The organism is Paraburkholderia dipogonis (assembly GCF_042680985.1).
Lineage (GTDB): Bacteria > Pseudomonadota > Gammaproteobacteria > Burkholderiales > Burkholderiaceae > Paraburkholderia > Paraburkholderia phytofirmans.
Map to the genome: position 1 here is coordinate 112,349 of NZ_JBHUFR010000032.1, position 13,317 is coordinate 125,665.

The window sequence follows — 13,317 nt, forward strand, 5'->3', positions numbered from 1 at the left end:
GGTTCAGCTACGCTTGTATTGGGTGAATTGTGCGTAGAGCATTTCCATCGTGGTGTTGCGGACGTCGCGATGCAGCGGCGACGGTGGTGAATAGTTGATCGTGCGCAGGACCCAGTCGCGCGGCGCTGCGCCCACGTCGAGCGCGTTGATGCAGCCGGTGGCTTGCGCCAGATGGCCGAAGAACGTGCGGCCACCGGCCGTGAGCGCATGCGACAGGATCGCCCGGTTCACGCCGCCATGCAGAACGAGCAGCACGGTGTCCCACGACGTGTCCTCGCGCAACGCAGCGACTGCGGGCAAGACGCGATCGAACAGCGCGCCGATAGTCTCGCCGTCGAGAAACCGTGTGCTTTCCGGCACGATGCCGTCGAACACGCCGAGAAACGCGGCCTCGATATCCTGCAGCGGAATATTGCTGAGCTTGCCGCCGCGAATCTCTTCCCAGGCGGGCTCGATTTCGAATTTGATCTGCTGGCCGGTCTCGGCCAACACACGCCGCGCGGTTTCGATCGTACGCGGCAAGCCGCTCACAATGACCCGGTCGAAGCGGACCTGCTGTTCGGCGAACACGCGGCCTGCCGCGCTGGCCTGCTCACGGCCGTTAGCATTCAGCGGCACGGTTTCGGGATCGATCGCGCGACCGGAGTCGTCGAAATAGGTCACGTCGCCGTGACGCATCAGAAAGATGCGGCGGCGCTTGGGCAGTTGATAGTCGGGCATCGTCCCTTCGTTCACTTATAGACCGGCGCGCGTTTTTCGAGGAATGCGGAAATCCCTTCCAACCCTTCGCGATGATGCAGCGAGGCGACAAAGCTGTCGCGCTCCGCCACGAGATGATCGGCGAGCGGCTGCGTGCCGGCGGCGCTGATCAACCCCTTGATGCGCGCGACCGAGTTGGGCGAAATCTTGCCGAGTTCGTCGGCCCAGGCGACTGCGGCGTCGCGCACGGCGCCGGTCTTCGCCAGCTTGTTGACGACACCGAGCTCATGCAGACGTGTGGCTCCGATCGGTTTGCCTTCGATCAACACTTCGGTGGCCAGTTGACGCGGCAGGGCTTGAGCGAGGAACCACGAGCCGCCACCGTCGGGCGTCAGGCCGACGCGTGCATACGACATCACGAATTTGGCTTCGTCCGCGGCCACGATCAGGTCGCACGCGAGCGCGAGCGAGAAGCCCGCGCCAGCGGCGGCGCCATCGACTGCGGCGATCACCGGCTTCGACGAAAGACGCACCGCGGAGATCCATTCGCCGAGCAGATCGATGCTCTCCGCTTGCACGGATGGATCTTTCGCGCGATTTTCCAGCAGGCGGTTCAGATTGCCGCCCGCGCAGAAGAAGTTGTCCGCGCCGGTGATCACGACGGCGCGAATCGACGCGTCGCGTTCCACCGAGTCGAGCGCCTCTATGCCGGCGGCGTACATGTCAGGATGCAGCGCGTTGCGTGCGCCGGGGTTCGAGAGCGTGAGGACCAGCGTCGATTCGCTTTCGGTGGGGCGCGAGGTCAGCAGTTCGGCGCTCATTGTTGTGTCTCCTGAGTCTTCGTTTCGAGGTCGGCAGCATCGCGTTGGGTCAACGACATGCCTAGTTGCGCTCGCCGCGCGAGCCAAGGCGAAGGACGATAGCGCGGATCGCCAAGCACACTGAACATGTTGCGCAGGATCGTGAGAATAGTCGCCGAGCCGAGCGCGTCGCCGAGACCTAGCGGGCCGCGCGGGTAGCCGAGGCCGAGTGTCACGGCGAGATCGATGTCTTCGGGTGTCGCGATCTGTTTTTGCGCGATGTCGCAGCCGATGTTGACGATGGTCGCCACCACGCGTTGCGCGACAAAGCCGGTCGAGTCGCGGATCACGGTGACGGGCACGCCGTCGGCCGCGAAGAGCGCATGCGCCTCGTCACGCGCGGTGCGCGTGGTGGCAGGCGTTGTCATCAGCGTGCGGCGTTGCGCGCCGACGAGCGGGAAGAGCGCATCGATTGCGACGACGCGGGTTGCGTCCAGCGCTTCATCGACTGCGGCCGTGGTCGCGTCGTGGCCGAACGGCGTGACGACGATCAGCGAGTTCGCCGCGGGTGTGGCGCCGTCGTCGAGCTTCACGCCGGCTTTCTCGATGAGTTGCACGACCGCGTCACGAGCCTGCGGATAACGCTTGCTGACCCACACGCTGGCCGGCAATCCTGTCGGCGCGGGCGCCTCGGCGGGCACTTGCTGCTTGCCGTCTTCGTAGCGATAAAAGCCTTCGCCCGTCTTGCGGCCGATTAGTCCGCCCGCGAGCCGCGTGCCGGTAATGGGCGACGGCGTGAAGCGCGGCTCTTCATAGAACTGGTGGTAGATCGATTCCATCACCGGATGCGAGACGTCCAGCGCCGTTAGATCGAGCAGCTCGAACGGGCCGAGGCGAAAGCCCGCCTGCTCGCGCATGATGCGGTCGATGTCGGCGAAGCTCGCCACGCCTTCACCGGCCACGCGCAAGCCTTCGGTATTCATGCCGCGGCCCGCGTGATTCACGATGAAGCCGGGCATATCTTTCGCGCGCACCGGCGTGTGTCCCATGCGGCGCGCGAGATTCATCAGCGCGTCGCCTGCCGCGGGGTCGCTGCGCAGACCGTCGATCACTTCGACGACCTTCATCAACGGCACGGGATTGAAGAAGTGATAGCCGACCACGCGCGACGGGTCACTGCAGCCGGCGGCAATCGCCGTGATGGATAGCGACGACGTATTGGACGCCAGCACGCAACGGCCACTGACGACGGTCTCGAGTTCGCGGAACAGCGCCTGCTTCACGTCGAGTTTCTCGACGATCGCCTCGACAACCAGATCACAACCAGCCAACCCGCCGATGTTCTGCGCACCGCTCACGTTCGCAAGTGCCGCAAGCGAGCGGGCCTGATCGAGCTTGCCTTTGGCGGTCAATTTGGCGAAAGTCTCGGCGAGGTAGTCGCGCGCGGCGCCGATCGCGGCGGGGTTGGTGTCGTACAAGCGCACGGTGAGACCGGCCAGCGCGGCGATCTGGGCGATACCACGGCCCATTGCTCCGGTTCCGACAATGCCGATAGTCTCGATGCTGAAATTGCGAGAGGTCATTGGAATGCTCGACTCCATGGTTATTTTAGAATAGCACGATCGTGCAATTTACTGGATGATTGATCGAAGCCCGCTGCTGTGAAGTCGACGAGCGGTCGCATACAACTCGAAGGAAGGAGACACCCAATGATCAAGCTGTGCGGTTTCGCGCTCTCTAACTATTACAACAAAGTGAAGTTCGTGCTGCTCGAACACGGCATTCCGTTCGAGGAAGTGTCCGTGAAACCCAGCCAGGACGAGGCCATGCTCGAGCATTCGCCGCTCGGCAAAGTGCCTTATCTCCAAACTGAAGACGGCGATCTGAGCGAATCGCAATGCATTGTCGAGTATCTGGCGGCGCGTTTTCCCGATAAGGCGATTTTCTCCGCCGACCCTTGGGAAGCGGCCAAGGAGCGTGAACTGATCATGTTCGTCGACGTGCATCTCGAACTGACTGTGCGCAATCTCTACAAGGAGGCATTCTTTGGCGGCACCGTGACCGAGGCGACCAAAGGGCGCGTCGAGAAACTGCTCAGGCATCACATTGCCGGCTTCAAACGGATCGCGAAGTTCGGGCCGTATCTGAGGGGCGAGCGCTTCAGCGTCGCGGATACGGCCGGCTATGTGAGCTTGCCGCTGGTGGGCATGGCGACGCAGACCATCTACGGCAGTGATTTTCTGCTCGACGCCGGGATCGACTGGAAGAGCTATGTGAAAGAGATCAGCGTGAGGCCGGCCGCGCAACGTGTGACTGAGGACCGCAAGGCGTATATCGCGGCGTCGCGCCCGGCTTGACGGGCGCTGCCCGGAAGCAGGCGAACCGGGGCGTGCCGCGCACGCCTCGCCCGCTGCGCGCGATGGCGAGGAACGTTGGTTCGTTCGCGGCATCGCGCGGGACATGCTAGAGGCGCGCCAGCCGCTCGAGTGCGGTGGCCAGTGTGCTTTCCTGCTTGGCAAAGCAGAAGCGCACCACACCCGATTCATGGGCCTCGTGATAGAAGGCCGAAACCGGAATGGCCGCGACGCCGATCTCGCCGGTCAGCCATTGCGCGAATTCGGCTTCGGGCAAGTCGCTGATCGCCGAATAGTCGACGCACTGAAAGTACGTGCCCGTGCACGGCAGTAGCTTGAAGCGTGAGTTCGCGAGGCCGGTGCGGAAGAAGTCGCGCTTCTTCTGATAGAACGCCGGCAGGTCGAGATAGGGAGCGGGGTCTTTCATGTAGTCGGCGAGGCCGATCTGCATCGGTGTGTTCACCGTGAACACATTGAACTGGTGCACCTTGCGGAACTCGGCGGTGAGCGCGGCGGGTGCGGCTACATAGCCGACCTTCCAGCCCGTTACGTGATACGTCTTGCCGAAGCTCGACACCACGAAACTGCGCTGCGCCAGTTCCGGATAGCGCGCCACGCTCTCGTGCGGCGCGCCGTCGTAGACCATGTGTTCATACACTTCGTCCGACAGGATCAGCACGTTAGTGCCGCGCACGATCTCCTCGAGCTTGCACATGTCTTCCGCGCGCCAGACCGTGCCGGTCGGATTGTGCGGCGTGTTGATCAGCAGCAGCCGCGTTTTCGGCGTGATCGCGGCAGCGAGCTTGTCGAACGGGATCGCGTAGTCGGGCGCGTCGAGCGTGACGAACACCGGCTTGCCGCCGGCCAGTTCGATGGAAGGCAGGTAGCTGTCGTAGGTCGGCTCGACCACGATCACCTCGTCGCCCGGGTGGACTGTGCAGAGGATCGCGGTCAGCAACGCTTGCGTCGCGCCCGCTGTCACGGTGATTTCGGTGGTGGCGTTGTAGCGGCGGCCGTACAGGCTCTCGATCTTGTCCGAGATCGCCTGACGCAGCGGCGCGACGCCGCTCATCGGCGGGTACTGGTTGTGGCCCTCGCGCATGGCGTTCGCGACCGCATCGACGATCCGCGGATCGCAGTTGAAATCGGGAAAGCCTTGACCCAGATTCACCGCGCCTTTTTCGGCGGCGAGCGCGCTCATCACGGTGAAAATCGTCGTGCCGACGTCCGGCAGGCGAGACGGAAACGTGGGACTCGAAGGCGTGTCGTGCGGTGCATTCATGGCGCTGTCCGGAGCGTGGGCAAATGAGTTAGACAAAGGCGTCGTTTGAAACGGGCGAAGCCTGATTGTAGGGAATCGCGGCGCCGTGTGCGCGCCGCGGAGTTCACGTTAGCCGTATAGCCAGGGCCATGCGGCTCAATGGTCATGCGCTCAAGGGCTCGCCTGTGGCGCTCAGGGACATGCCGATGGCGGCAACGAACGGCGCCGGCTGGGCGATCTGAAAGCCGAAGTCACGCGCGATCCGCTTGGCCAGCTTCAAGACGGCACGGTCCTTCGAGACCAGCCAGTCGGCCCGCGCGGCGTGCGCGAGCTCGAGAAACTTCTGGTCGTCGCGGTCTTTGCATTTGGGCAAGGGCCTGGCATTTTCCGCTTGCGCCTCGGGTTCGACCAACTGCGCGAGCCGTGAGACGACCGCCAGTGCCACGGCCTTGTCCACATTGCGATGCACGAATTGCGGATAGTCGAGCACGTAGGTCAGTTCGGCGAGGCAGCGGGCGTCGATCAGCGCGGTCAGCGCGCCGCTTTCGAGCGCGGCCGCGATCGGCCGCGTGTGCGGGTCGTCGAACACGAGAATGTCGATCCACACATTGGAATCGAGGACGACGCGCAAAGCGTCGGGTGAGGCATGGGAACCGGGCATTCGTTACAATCTGGCTTTCGTCTTTGACCGCCAGGCACGGCGTGCCTGCAAGCCTCTATGATAATCGTTCTGTCGCCGGCGAAATCGCTCGACTACGAAACCCCGCCTCACGTCAAAAAGCACACGATCCCCGATTTTGTCGACGACGCGGCCGAATTGATCGGCGGATTGCGCCGTTTGTCGCCGCAGCAGATCGCTTCCTTGATGGACATTTCGGATCAGCTCGCGCACCTCAATTTCCAGCGGTACGCGGAGTGGTCGCCCAAGTTCGGCACGCACAACGCCAAGCAGGCGGTGCTCGCGTTCAACGGCGACGTGTACGAGGGCTTCAACGCGAAAACGCTGTCGTCGGCGGATCTGGACTATGCGCAGAATCACGTGCGCGTGTTGTCCGGCCTGTACGGGTTGCTGCGTCCGCTCGATCTGCTGCAACCGTACCGGCTCGAAATGGGTACGCGTTTCTCTAACCCGCGCGGCAAGGATCTGTACGCGTTCTGGGGCGAGCGGATTACGCAGGCGTTGAATGCGCAACTGAAGAAGAACACGGTGGCGTCGCGCGTGCTGGTGAATTGCGCATCGGGCGAATATTTCAAATCGGTCAAGCCGAAGCTGCTCGAAGCGCCGATCATCACGCCCGTTTTCGAAGACTGGAAGGGCGGTCGCTACAAGATCATCAGCTTCCACGCAAAGCGCGCGCGTGGACTGATGGCGCGCTATGCCGTGGAGAACCGCATCGACAGGCCTGAGCACCTGAAGGACTTCGACGCCGACGGCTACGCGTTCGACGCCGAAGCCTCGAACGATTCCACTTACGTATTCCGCCGTCGCGCCGCTGAATAAGCGTCGCCGCGTGGACAAGCAGGGAAGAACATCATGACGTTATCGATTACAAGCAACTTCGACGCGGGTGCGATCGAAGTGCTCTCCTGCGAAGAAGCAGCCAACATCCGCTTGCGCGTGCGGCCGGACAGCCATGCCGAGTTCGCGCAATGGTTTTATTTCCGCTTGTCGGGCGCCGCGGGCGAACGCTGCGTGATGACTTTCGAGAATGCGGCCGCGTGCGCTTTTGCCGAGGGCTGGCGCGACTATCAGGCAGTGGCGAGCTACGACCGCGTGAACTGGTTTCGCGTGCCTACCTCGTACGACGGCCGCGTGCTGACGATCGATCACACGCCGGATTTCGACCGTATTTACTACGCGTACTTCGAGCCGTACAGCGAGGAGCGTCATTCGGAGTTTCTCGGCGCCGTGCAGCAGATGCCGCAGGCCGCGCTCACCGAGTTGGGCACGACCGTCGAAGGCCGGCCCATGTCGCTGCTCACGCTCGGCACGCCGCAAACTGGCGACACGCCCAAGAAGAAGATCTGGCTGATCGCGCGCCAGCATCCAGGCGAGACGATGGCCGAATGGTTTATCGAGGGTCTCGTGAAGCGGCTCGCGGGTTGGGGCGATTGGGCGGGCGACCCGGTCGCGCGCAAGCTCTACGATCACGCGGTCTTTTACATCGTGCCGAACATGAATCCGGACGGCAGCGTGCACGGCAATCTGCGCACGAATGCCGCCGGCGCGAATCTGAATCGCGAATGGATGGAGCCGGATGCCGCGCGCAGCCCCGAGGTGCTGGCGGTGCGCGACGCGATTCATGCCACGGGTTGCGATCTGTTCTTCGATATCCACGGCGACGAGGCGTTGCCCTATGTGTTCGTGGCCGGCTCCGAAATGCTGCCCGGTTTCACCGAACGGCAAGGGCAGGAGCAGAAAGCGTTCATTGAAGCATTCAAGCACGCAAGCCCTGATTTCCAGGACAAGTATGGCTACGCTGCGAGCAAGTATCGCGAGGACGCACTGAAGCTGGCGTCGAAATATATCGGCAACGAATTCGGCTGCCTGTCGCTGACTTTGGAGATGCCGTTCAAAGACAACGCCAATCTGCCCGACGAACGAGTGGGCTGGAACGGCGAGCGCAGCGCCGCGCTCGGCGCGGCGATGCTGCAGGCGATCTTGCGGCACGTGGAAATATTTGCCTGAACGCCGCCGCACATGAAAACGAGGCACACACTTCACGGTGTGTGCCTCGTTTTCATTGGGACGCGTGGTTGATCTGCCGCGCTGGCGGGTGACTGCCGCAAGCTTGAGCCGCTATTGAGTTTTCTTCTTCGCCGGCGCCTTCTTGGCAGTTGCTTTGTTCGAGCTTGTTCGCGACGATTTGCCCGAGCTCGGTTTGGTGGACTTAGTAGTGGCTTTCTTCGTTGTCTTGCCGCTCGCCGAGTGCTTGCCCTTAGCGCTCTTATGCTTGCCCGACGATACGCGCGATCCCGAAGGTTCCGAGCTGCGCGCACGGGCCGGCGGCACCGGATCGTTCCAGCTGAACGCCAGCATCTGTGCGCCGACGTAGCCGCAGCGGAATTTGAGATCGGCAGGATCGCCACCGCCGCTCTGGCGGATGCCGAGCCCTTCGACGGTGACAATATTGTCTACCTTGACGCGCTGCTTGCCCTCGTCGAACGAATCGTTCCACGGCGTGACCGACGCATGCGCGCTGTCGAACGAACTAGGGGGAAATTCGACATGGTCGAAGGCGGTCGACGTGCTGGCGACAAAGTTGCCATGAGCCGCGCAGTCCGCAACGAGCGGGTCCGCGTGCAGGTCATTGACAAATTTGTTGACGAGATCGTTGTGCTGTTCGAGTTGATCGGCAAATGCGGGAGCAGAGCATATGAGCGAGAGACTCGCCGCACATGTTGCCAACCGGCCGACCATCCGCAGCAATCGGCGCGGTACGTTGGTGCGATCCATCTAGGTAGTTAGACGCTAATCAGACATGAGGCACGTAAGATGCACGGCAAGAGGGCGGAGTTCAATCCAGACACAAATATTTTGTCCTGTTGGTAGTGTGTGGGCACGCCGGCTCGACGTGGCGGAGTCGCTGATCACCGTTAGTACGCCGGTGCCCGCGTGAGTGTCAGGTGCGTGGTCCGCCCAGTCGGTATCTCCGCACATCATAAGTGGTGACCCACGCAGGACGGTAGACCGCGATCAAAGCCGTCGACATGCCGGTGAACCAGGATTCCCCGGTGGCAAGCAGGAACACGCTGAACGCGTAGCCGGCGGGCACCACGGTCATCGAACCGTCGGCGAGCGCGATATGAATGCCGAGGGCGGCGGCTGCCGTGAACGATACGGCGATGGCAGGCGAGACAAAGCCCTGGCCGAGGATGAACATGAACAGATTGCGTGGCAGCCACGCGATGCTGATGCGCTGGAGCAAAGTGGAAATGCCGACCGGCAATGCGCCGTACACGAGGAACGTAAGTGCGAGGCCCTGCCATGGCGCGTCGAAGACTACGGCGGCAAGACCCGTGACCACTGCCATGGCGATCAGCGCCAACGCCCAGTCGAACAACGTGACGACTAACGTGGCGCCGAGCAGATGCATGACAGTGCCGTCGTCGAGCCACGCATTGCTTGCCCACAGCACCGAGACTGCGACGATGATCGCAAGCCAGACATGCTGCAGTGTGCCGTCCTGAAGTCGTTTGAAAGGATTTTTCCACAGCGCGAGCGCGACCACTATCGCAGTGGCGATCCAGCCACCGACAGCGACCCAGAACGGAAGCGGTGTGTAGAGGAAACCCATGAGTCTCATATTACTCGTTGGACGAGAAAAGGTGTGAGCGGATTCCATGCCAGCAGGCGCAAACGCTGCCGGAAGGTGCTCGCCCGGATTCTATTGCGCGCGCCGGCTGTGTTCATGCAGGACCTTGTGCGAGCGGATCCGATGCGAGCCCGGCGGACGGCGCGTCGCCATACGGTGCGGCTGGTTCTGCCGCCATGGGCAACAATGCGGCGGTGTCGTTAGCCGGCAACGGATACTGAAAGCGCCGCCGCGCGCGACGCCGTAACGGCACTACGCCGGGTTGGCCCATGATTGGGCGCACCGGGCCGTCGCCGCCATTGCGCAGCACTTGCAAATGGTTCGACAGCCAGCCGTTATAGAGCGCGACCGCGGCCGCGCGATTCGGCGCGCCGAGCTGTTGGAATATGCTGGTCAGATGGATCTTGACGGTGCCCTCGCTGATGCCGAGCGTGCGCGCGATCATCTTGTTGGTGCTCCCCATATGGACGCAGCGCATGATCTGCTGCTGACGGGGCGACAGTACGTTGGCCAGTCTGGCGCGACGCGGCGGCGGGCTCTTTTCGTCGAACGGCCGGATAGTGATGTCCGGTGGCAGCGGAGGATCGAGCGCCAGCGCGCCAGGCGGTACGTAGTGTCCGCCCAGCAGCACCATTTCGAACGCGCGCACGATCAGGCAAGGATCGGTGTCGCGCGGCACGACGCCGAGCACGCCTTCGTCCATGAGATCTCGCACGGCGGCCGGCGAGATCTGGTCTGAGAGCACGGCAATGCGCAGATCAGGGTAATGGCTGAGCAGATGGCGAACGTCCGCGATCGACATCCAGTCCTGCCAGTCGACCAGAAGCAGATCGGGCCGCTGACGCTTGAGCGTGCGTTCGACCTGACGCCAGTCTTGTGCCTCGTTGAAACGCGCCAGGCGGTCGATTTGCCGCAGCAGTGCTTTGAGCCCGTCACGTCGTTCGGCGTCTGAGTTGAGTATCGAGAATCGCATGCATGTCTCCAGATGAGTCGGGCGAAGTGGCGCGATGCGTGCGCACGGCGCGTGAGAGCCGGATGCGTTTGCGATGCGCCGCCATGCCTATGATGACAAATTCCCTTCAGTTTGACGGCCTGTCCAAAAGGCATAAGAGGAATGACGTAAAACTGAACGGGCACAAAAAAGCCTCGCGCAAGGCGAGGCTTTTTTATGCCGACGCCGACGCGCAGAATGCGCCGGCGAGGAGGGTCAATGGAAGTGCGGCTGCGCGGGCTCCGCGTCCTCCGGCATTTCGGCGTGGACGATTTCGCCGAGCGGATCGGCATACAGCGGTACACCGCAGTCATCGCAATATTCCGGCTCGAAGCGGCCTGCATGGCGGCGCACTTCGGTCACGCCGGTTTCCTTGAGCAACGCGACGATTTCTTCGAGCGGATCGTCCGACGCGGCGGTTTCCTGCGGTTCTTCGTCGATGCCGGGTTCGCCGTTTTCACGGCCGTACAGCGGCCACACGACGCCGTAGATCACATCATTGCTGCCGCGGCGCGTGAAGCCGACGCGGTATTCGTCGATGCGGCGCTCGCCGAAGCCTGCGACGACGGCGCGCAACTCCTGCGGCGCCGCGCCGATCGTGTCGAATAGATAGCGCACGGCAGTGCGCACCGTGTGAGGACGCACGCGTTCGTCGGCGTCGCGGCAGGCCGAGTAATAGGCGTCTGGCAGCAGGCACTCGAATTCGCAGCCCGGCAACACCAGCGACAGATTGGCGCCACCTTGCGTAGCCCATTGTTCAAGGCATTGCCCGCGTTCGATCCGGTTGCCGCGTTCTTCTTCCTGCCAGCGGAATGTGGGTTCGCCGACCGGCGCCGCGACCACGGCCAGCAGGAAGCGCGGGTCGGCCAGAATCGGCGAGGTTTCCGGCAACTCGCCGAAATTCAGTTTGGCGTTGCCACCGGCCATGGCTGCCTGTGCGAGTTGCTGGGCGATGCGCCAGGTTTCGACATGATGGCGCGGCAGTTGATCGATGCTGTACAGGAACGGCGCCATGGCGACCCGCGTGTTGGCCGCGAGCACATGCGCCTGCAGATGCGCGCGCAGGGCGTCGGCGGCGTCCGCCTTGAGCGGGCCGGCCGGGATCATGTAGCGCGTCCACGCGAGCACGGGCGCGGCGATCAGCAGCGCCTCGTAAGGCACGCCTTCGTGTTCGACGATGAACGATTCACTATGGGTTTCCGCCATATCGGCGAGCGCGCCGTAGGCATCGGGATGATTTTGCTGCAGATGATCGAGCGCGGCGTCCAGCGTAGTCTGGTTGGCGTTGCGGACGATTTTGGCCAGCAGCGCGTCGAGTTTCGCTTCCCAGAAGCGGTCCTCGGTGCGGCTGCCCGACGCGAAAAGCGCGAGCGAGAGACCGACAAGCTTGTCGGCATCGGGGGGGAGACGTTTGGCGATTCGCGAGCGCATAAATCCGGAAATTGGGGTGCACAGAACCTTATATTCTAGTCTTTTCTATGGCGCCATATTGTTTGGCCGGCAATGCCGGATGAATTAGGACGTTTCTGCAGGGAAAATCAGCACTATTGAGCGGACCCGTCGGGTCTTTGCCACGCGACCTGGCCTGATGATATAAGACGCCCCGGGCGCATGCCTCGCTTCTATACTGACCCTTTCAAAGAGCGCTCTACAAACTTATGTCCGCTCGACATCGGCGTTTGGCGCAACAGGAGATTCATCGTGAAATCGGACCAACTGATCGAACGTCTTGCCGCGGTGTTCGCGCTACTTATTCTGGTGGGCGGCTCGCTGCTGGTGCTGGCGCCTTTCACGACCGCGCTGCTGTGGGGCGCGATTCTCAGCTATAGCTCGTGGGGCTTGTACCGGCGACTGACCGCAGCCTTGGGCGGCCGTCGCAAAGGGGCCGCTACGCTGATCGTGTTGATCATTCTGATTGTGGTGCTTGGACCGTTCGTCTACGCGGGCTTTGCCTTTGGGGCGCACGTGCACGAGATCGTCGCGCTGGTGCAGCGGCTCTTCGAGGCCGGCTTGCCGGATTTGCCGCCGTGGGTTGCCCGAATTCCGCTGGTGGGTTCTAGCATCGAGGCATTCTGGGAGCGGCTCACAAGTAGCAATTCGGAACTGATCGCACAATTGCGTACGCTCGCGGCGCCTGCCGGCAAGTGGATTCTGGCGGCCGCGATTGCTGTCACGCATGGTCTCGGGCTGCTGGCGTTGAGCATTGTGCTGGCGTTCTTCTTTTATACAGGGGGAGAGGGCGCGGCTGCCTGGCTGAATGCGGGCATGCGGCGTATTGCCGGCGAGCGTGCCGATTATCTGCTGGCGCTGGCCGGCAGCACGGTGAAAGGTGTCGTCTACGGAATTCTCGGCACGGCGCTCGTGCAAGGTATTTTGGCCGGTTTCGGATGCTGGATCGCCGGAGTTCCGGCGCCGGCGCTGCTCGGGTTGGCGACATTCTTCCTGTCGGTGATACCGGGCGGTCCTGTTGTCGTCTGGTTGCCTGCAGCAATCTGGCTGTACCACGGTGGCGCGACGGGATGGGCGATCTTCCTGGTGGTGTGGGGCGTGCTGGCGGTCGGCATGTCGGACAATGTCATCAAGCCAATCCTGATCGGCAAGAATAGCGACATGCCTCTGATCCTCGTGATGCTAGGTATCCTGGGCGGTGCGTTTGCTTTCGGCTTCCTAGGGGTTTTCATCGGACCGACTTTGCTGGCGGTCGCATATACCGTACTCCACGACTGGACGATCGGCGCGCCGGCTGCGCGCGCCTTGACGCCCGACGTGAAGGCGCTTGCTGTCGATGAACCGGGCCCCGTAAAAAAGGTGCCTTGAATAAATTCCAGATAACGCTTGCAAGGCGGGGTGTGGGTCGCTAGAATCTCGCTCTTTCGTGCTTCGGACAACGGGGCGC

Annotated in this window: 13 protein-coding genes; 4 read left to right on the top strand and 9 right to left on the bottom strand. The window is 62.6% G+C overall.

Annotated elements, in window-relative coordinates:
* Positions 1-3: 3 nt before the first annotated feature.
* From ACFSNN_RS34580 to ACFSNN_RS34590, 3 genes are read right to left on the bottom strand one after another with little or no spacing between them, the layout of a single operon-like run.
* Positions 4-720, bottom strand: a complete 717-nt coding sequence (locus tag ACFSNN_RS34580) for a histidine phosphatase family protein (protein ID WP_134456650.1) — start codon at positions 718-720, stop codon at positions 4-6.
* Between the two features lie 11 nt (positions 721-731).
* Positions 732-1,520: an oxepin-CoA hydrolase, alternative type gene (locus ACFSNN_RS34585; RefSeq protein WP_134456649.1), complete on the bottom strand. Its 789-nt coding sequence runs from the start codon at positions 1,518-1,520 to the stop codon at positions 732-734.
* On the bottom strand, positions 1,517-3,082 hold the full coding sequence (locus ACFSNN_RS34590; RefSeq protein WP_134456648.1) for a 3-hydroxyacyl-CoA dehydrogenase: 1,566 nt from the start codon (positions 3,080-3,082) through the stop codon (positions 1,517-1,519). Before ACFSNN_RS34590 ends, ACFSNN_RS34585 begins: the two co-directional genes overlap by 4 nt.
* Positions 3,083-3,208: 126 nt before the next feature.
* Here ACFSNN_RS34590 and ACFSNN_RS34595 point away from each other — a divergent pair, with 126 nt between their 5' ends.
* Positions 3,209-3,856: a glutathione S-transferase family protein gene (locus ACFSNN_RS34595; RefSeq protein ID WP_134456647.1), complete on the top strand. Its 648-nt coding sequence runs from the start codon at positions 3,209-3,211 to the stop codon at positions 3,854-3,856.
* A gap of 106 nt (positions 3,857-3,962) precedes the next feature.
* Here the strand turns inward: ACFSNN_RS34595 and ACFSNN_RS34600 are convergent, their stop codons facing one another.
* Positions 3,963-5,135 carry a pyridoxal phosphate-dependent aminotransferase gene (locus ACFSNN_RS34600; RefSeq protein ID WP_134456646.1) on the bottom strand — a complete coding sequence of 391 codons (1,173 nt, stop codon included), beginning with the start codon at positions 5,133-5,135 and terminating at the stop codon, positions 3,963-3,965.
* 142 nt (positions 5,136-5,277) lie between these two features.
* Positions 5,278-5,775 carry a putative toxin-antitoxin system toxin component, PIN family gene (locus ACFSNN_RS34605; protein WP_134456645.1) on the bottom strand — a complete coding sequence of 166 codons (498 nt, stop codon included), beginning with the start codon at positions 5,773-5,775 and terminating at the stop codon, positions 5,278-5,280.
* Between the two features lie 57 nt (positions 5,776-5,832).
* Between ACFSNN_RS34605 and yaaA the strand changes: the two genes are divergently transcribed.
* Together yaaA and ACFSNN_RS34615 are read left to right on the top strand one after the other, a co-directional pair.
* A complete protein-coding gene (gene yaaA, locus ACFSNN_RS34610; protein WP_134456644.1) occupies positions 5,833-6,615 on the top strand; it encodes a peroxide stress protein YaaA in 783 nt (260 codons plus the stop codon).
* Positions 6,616-6,648: 33 nt separating this feature from the next.
* Positions 6,649-7,803, top strand: coding sequence for a M14 family metallopeptidase (locus ACFSNN_RS34615; RefSeq protein ID WP_134456643.1), 1,155 nt, complete (start codon positions 6,649-6,651; stop codon positions 7,801-7,803).
* Between the two features lie 111 nt (positions 7,804-7,914).
* Here ACFSNN_RS34615 and ACFSNN_RS34620 read toward each other — a convergent pair whose 3' ends face one another.
* The 4 genes from ACFSNN_RS34620 to ACFSNN_RS34635 all read right to left on the bottom strand — a co-directional run bounded on the left by ACFSNN_RS34620 (position 7,915) and on the right by ACFSNN_RS34635 (position 11,852).
* Positions 7,915-8,571 (bottom strand): BspC domain-containing protein, encoded by a 657-nt coding sequence (locus tag ACFSNN_RS34620; protein WP_134456642.1) that lies wholly within the window; start codon positions 8,569-8,571, stop codon positions 7,915-7,917.
* Positions 8,572-8,737: 166 nt separating this feature from the next.
* Positions 8,738-9,412 carry an energy-coupling factor ABC transporter permease gene (locus tag ACFSNN_RS34625; RefSeq protein ID WP_134458932.1) on the bottom strand — a complete coding sequence of 225 codons (675 nt, stop codon included), beginning with the start codon at positions 9,410-9,412 and terminating at the stop codon, positions 8,738-8,740.
* 112 nt (positions 9,413-9,524) lie between these two features.
* Entirely contained in the window at positions 9,525-10,403 is an 879-nt protein-coding gene (locus tag ACFSNN_RS34630) for a response regulator transcription factor (RefSeq protein ID WP_134456641.1), read from the bottom strand.
* 234 nt (positions 10,404-10,637) lie between these two features.
* Positions 10,638-11,852: a DUF2863 family protein gene (locus ACFSNN_RS34635; protein ID WP_134456640.1), complete on the bottom strand. Its 1,215-nt coding sequence runs from the start codon at positions 11,850-11,852 to the stop codon at positions 10,638-10,640.
* Positions 11,853-12,122: 270 nt separating this feature from the next.
* Between ACFSNN_RS34635 and ACFSNN_RS34640 the strand changes: the two genes are divergently transcribed.
* Entirely contained in the window at positions 12,123-13,238 is a 1,116-nt protein-coding gene (locus ACFSNN_RS34640) for an AI-2E family transporter (protein ID WP_208949475.1), read from the top strand.
* The last annotated feature ends 79 nt before the right edge of the window (positions 13,239-13,317 follow it).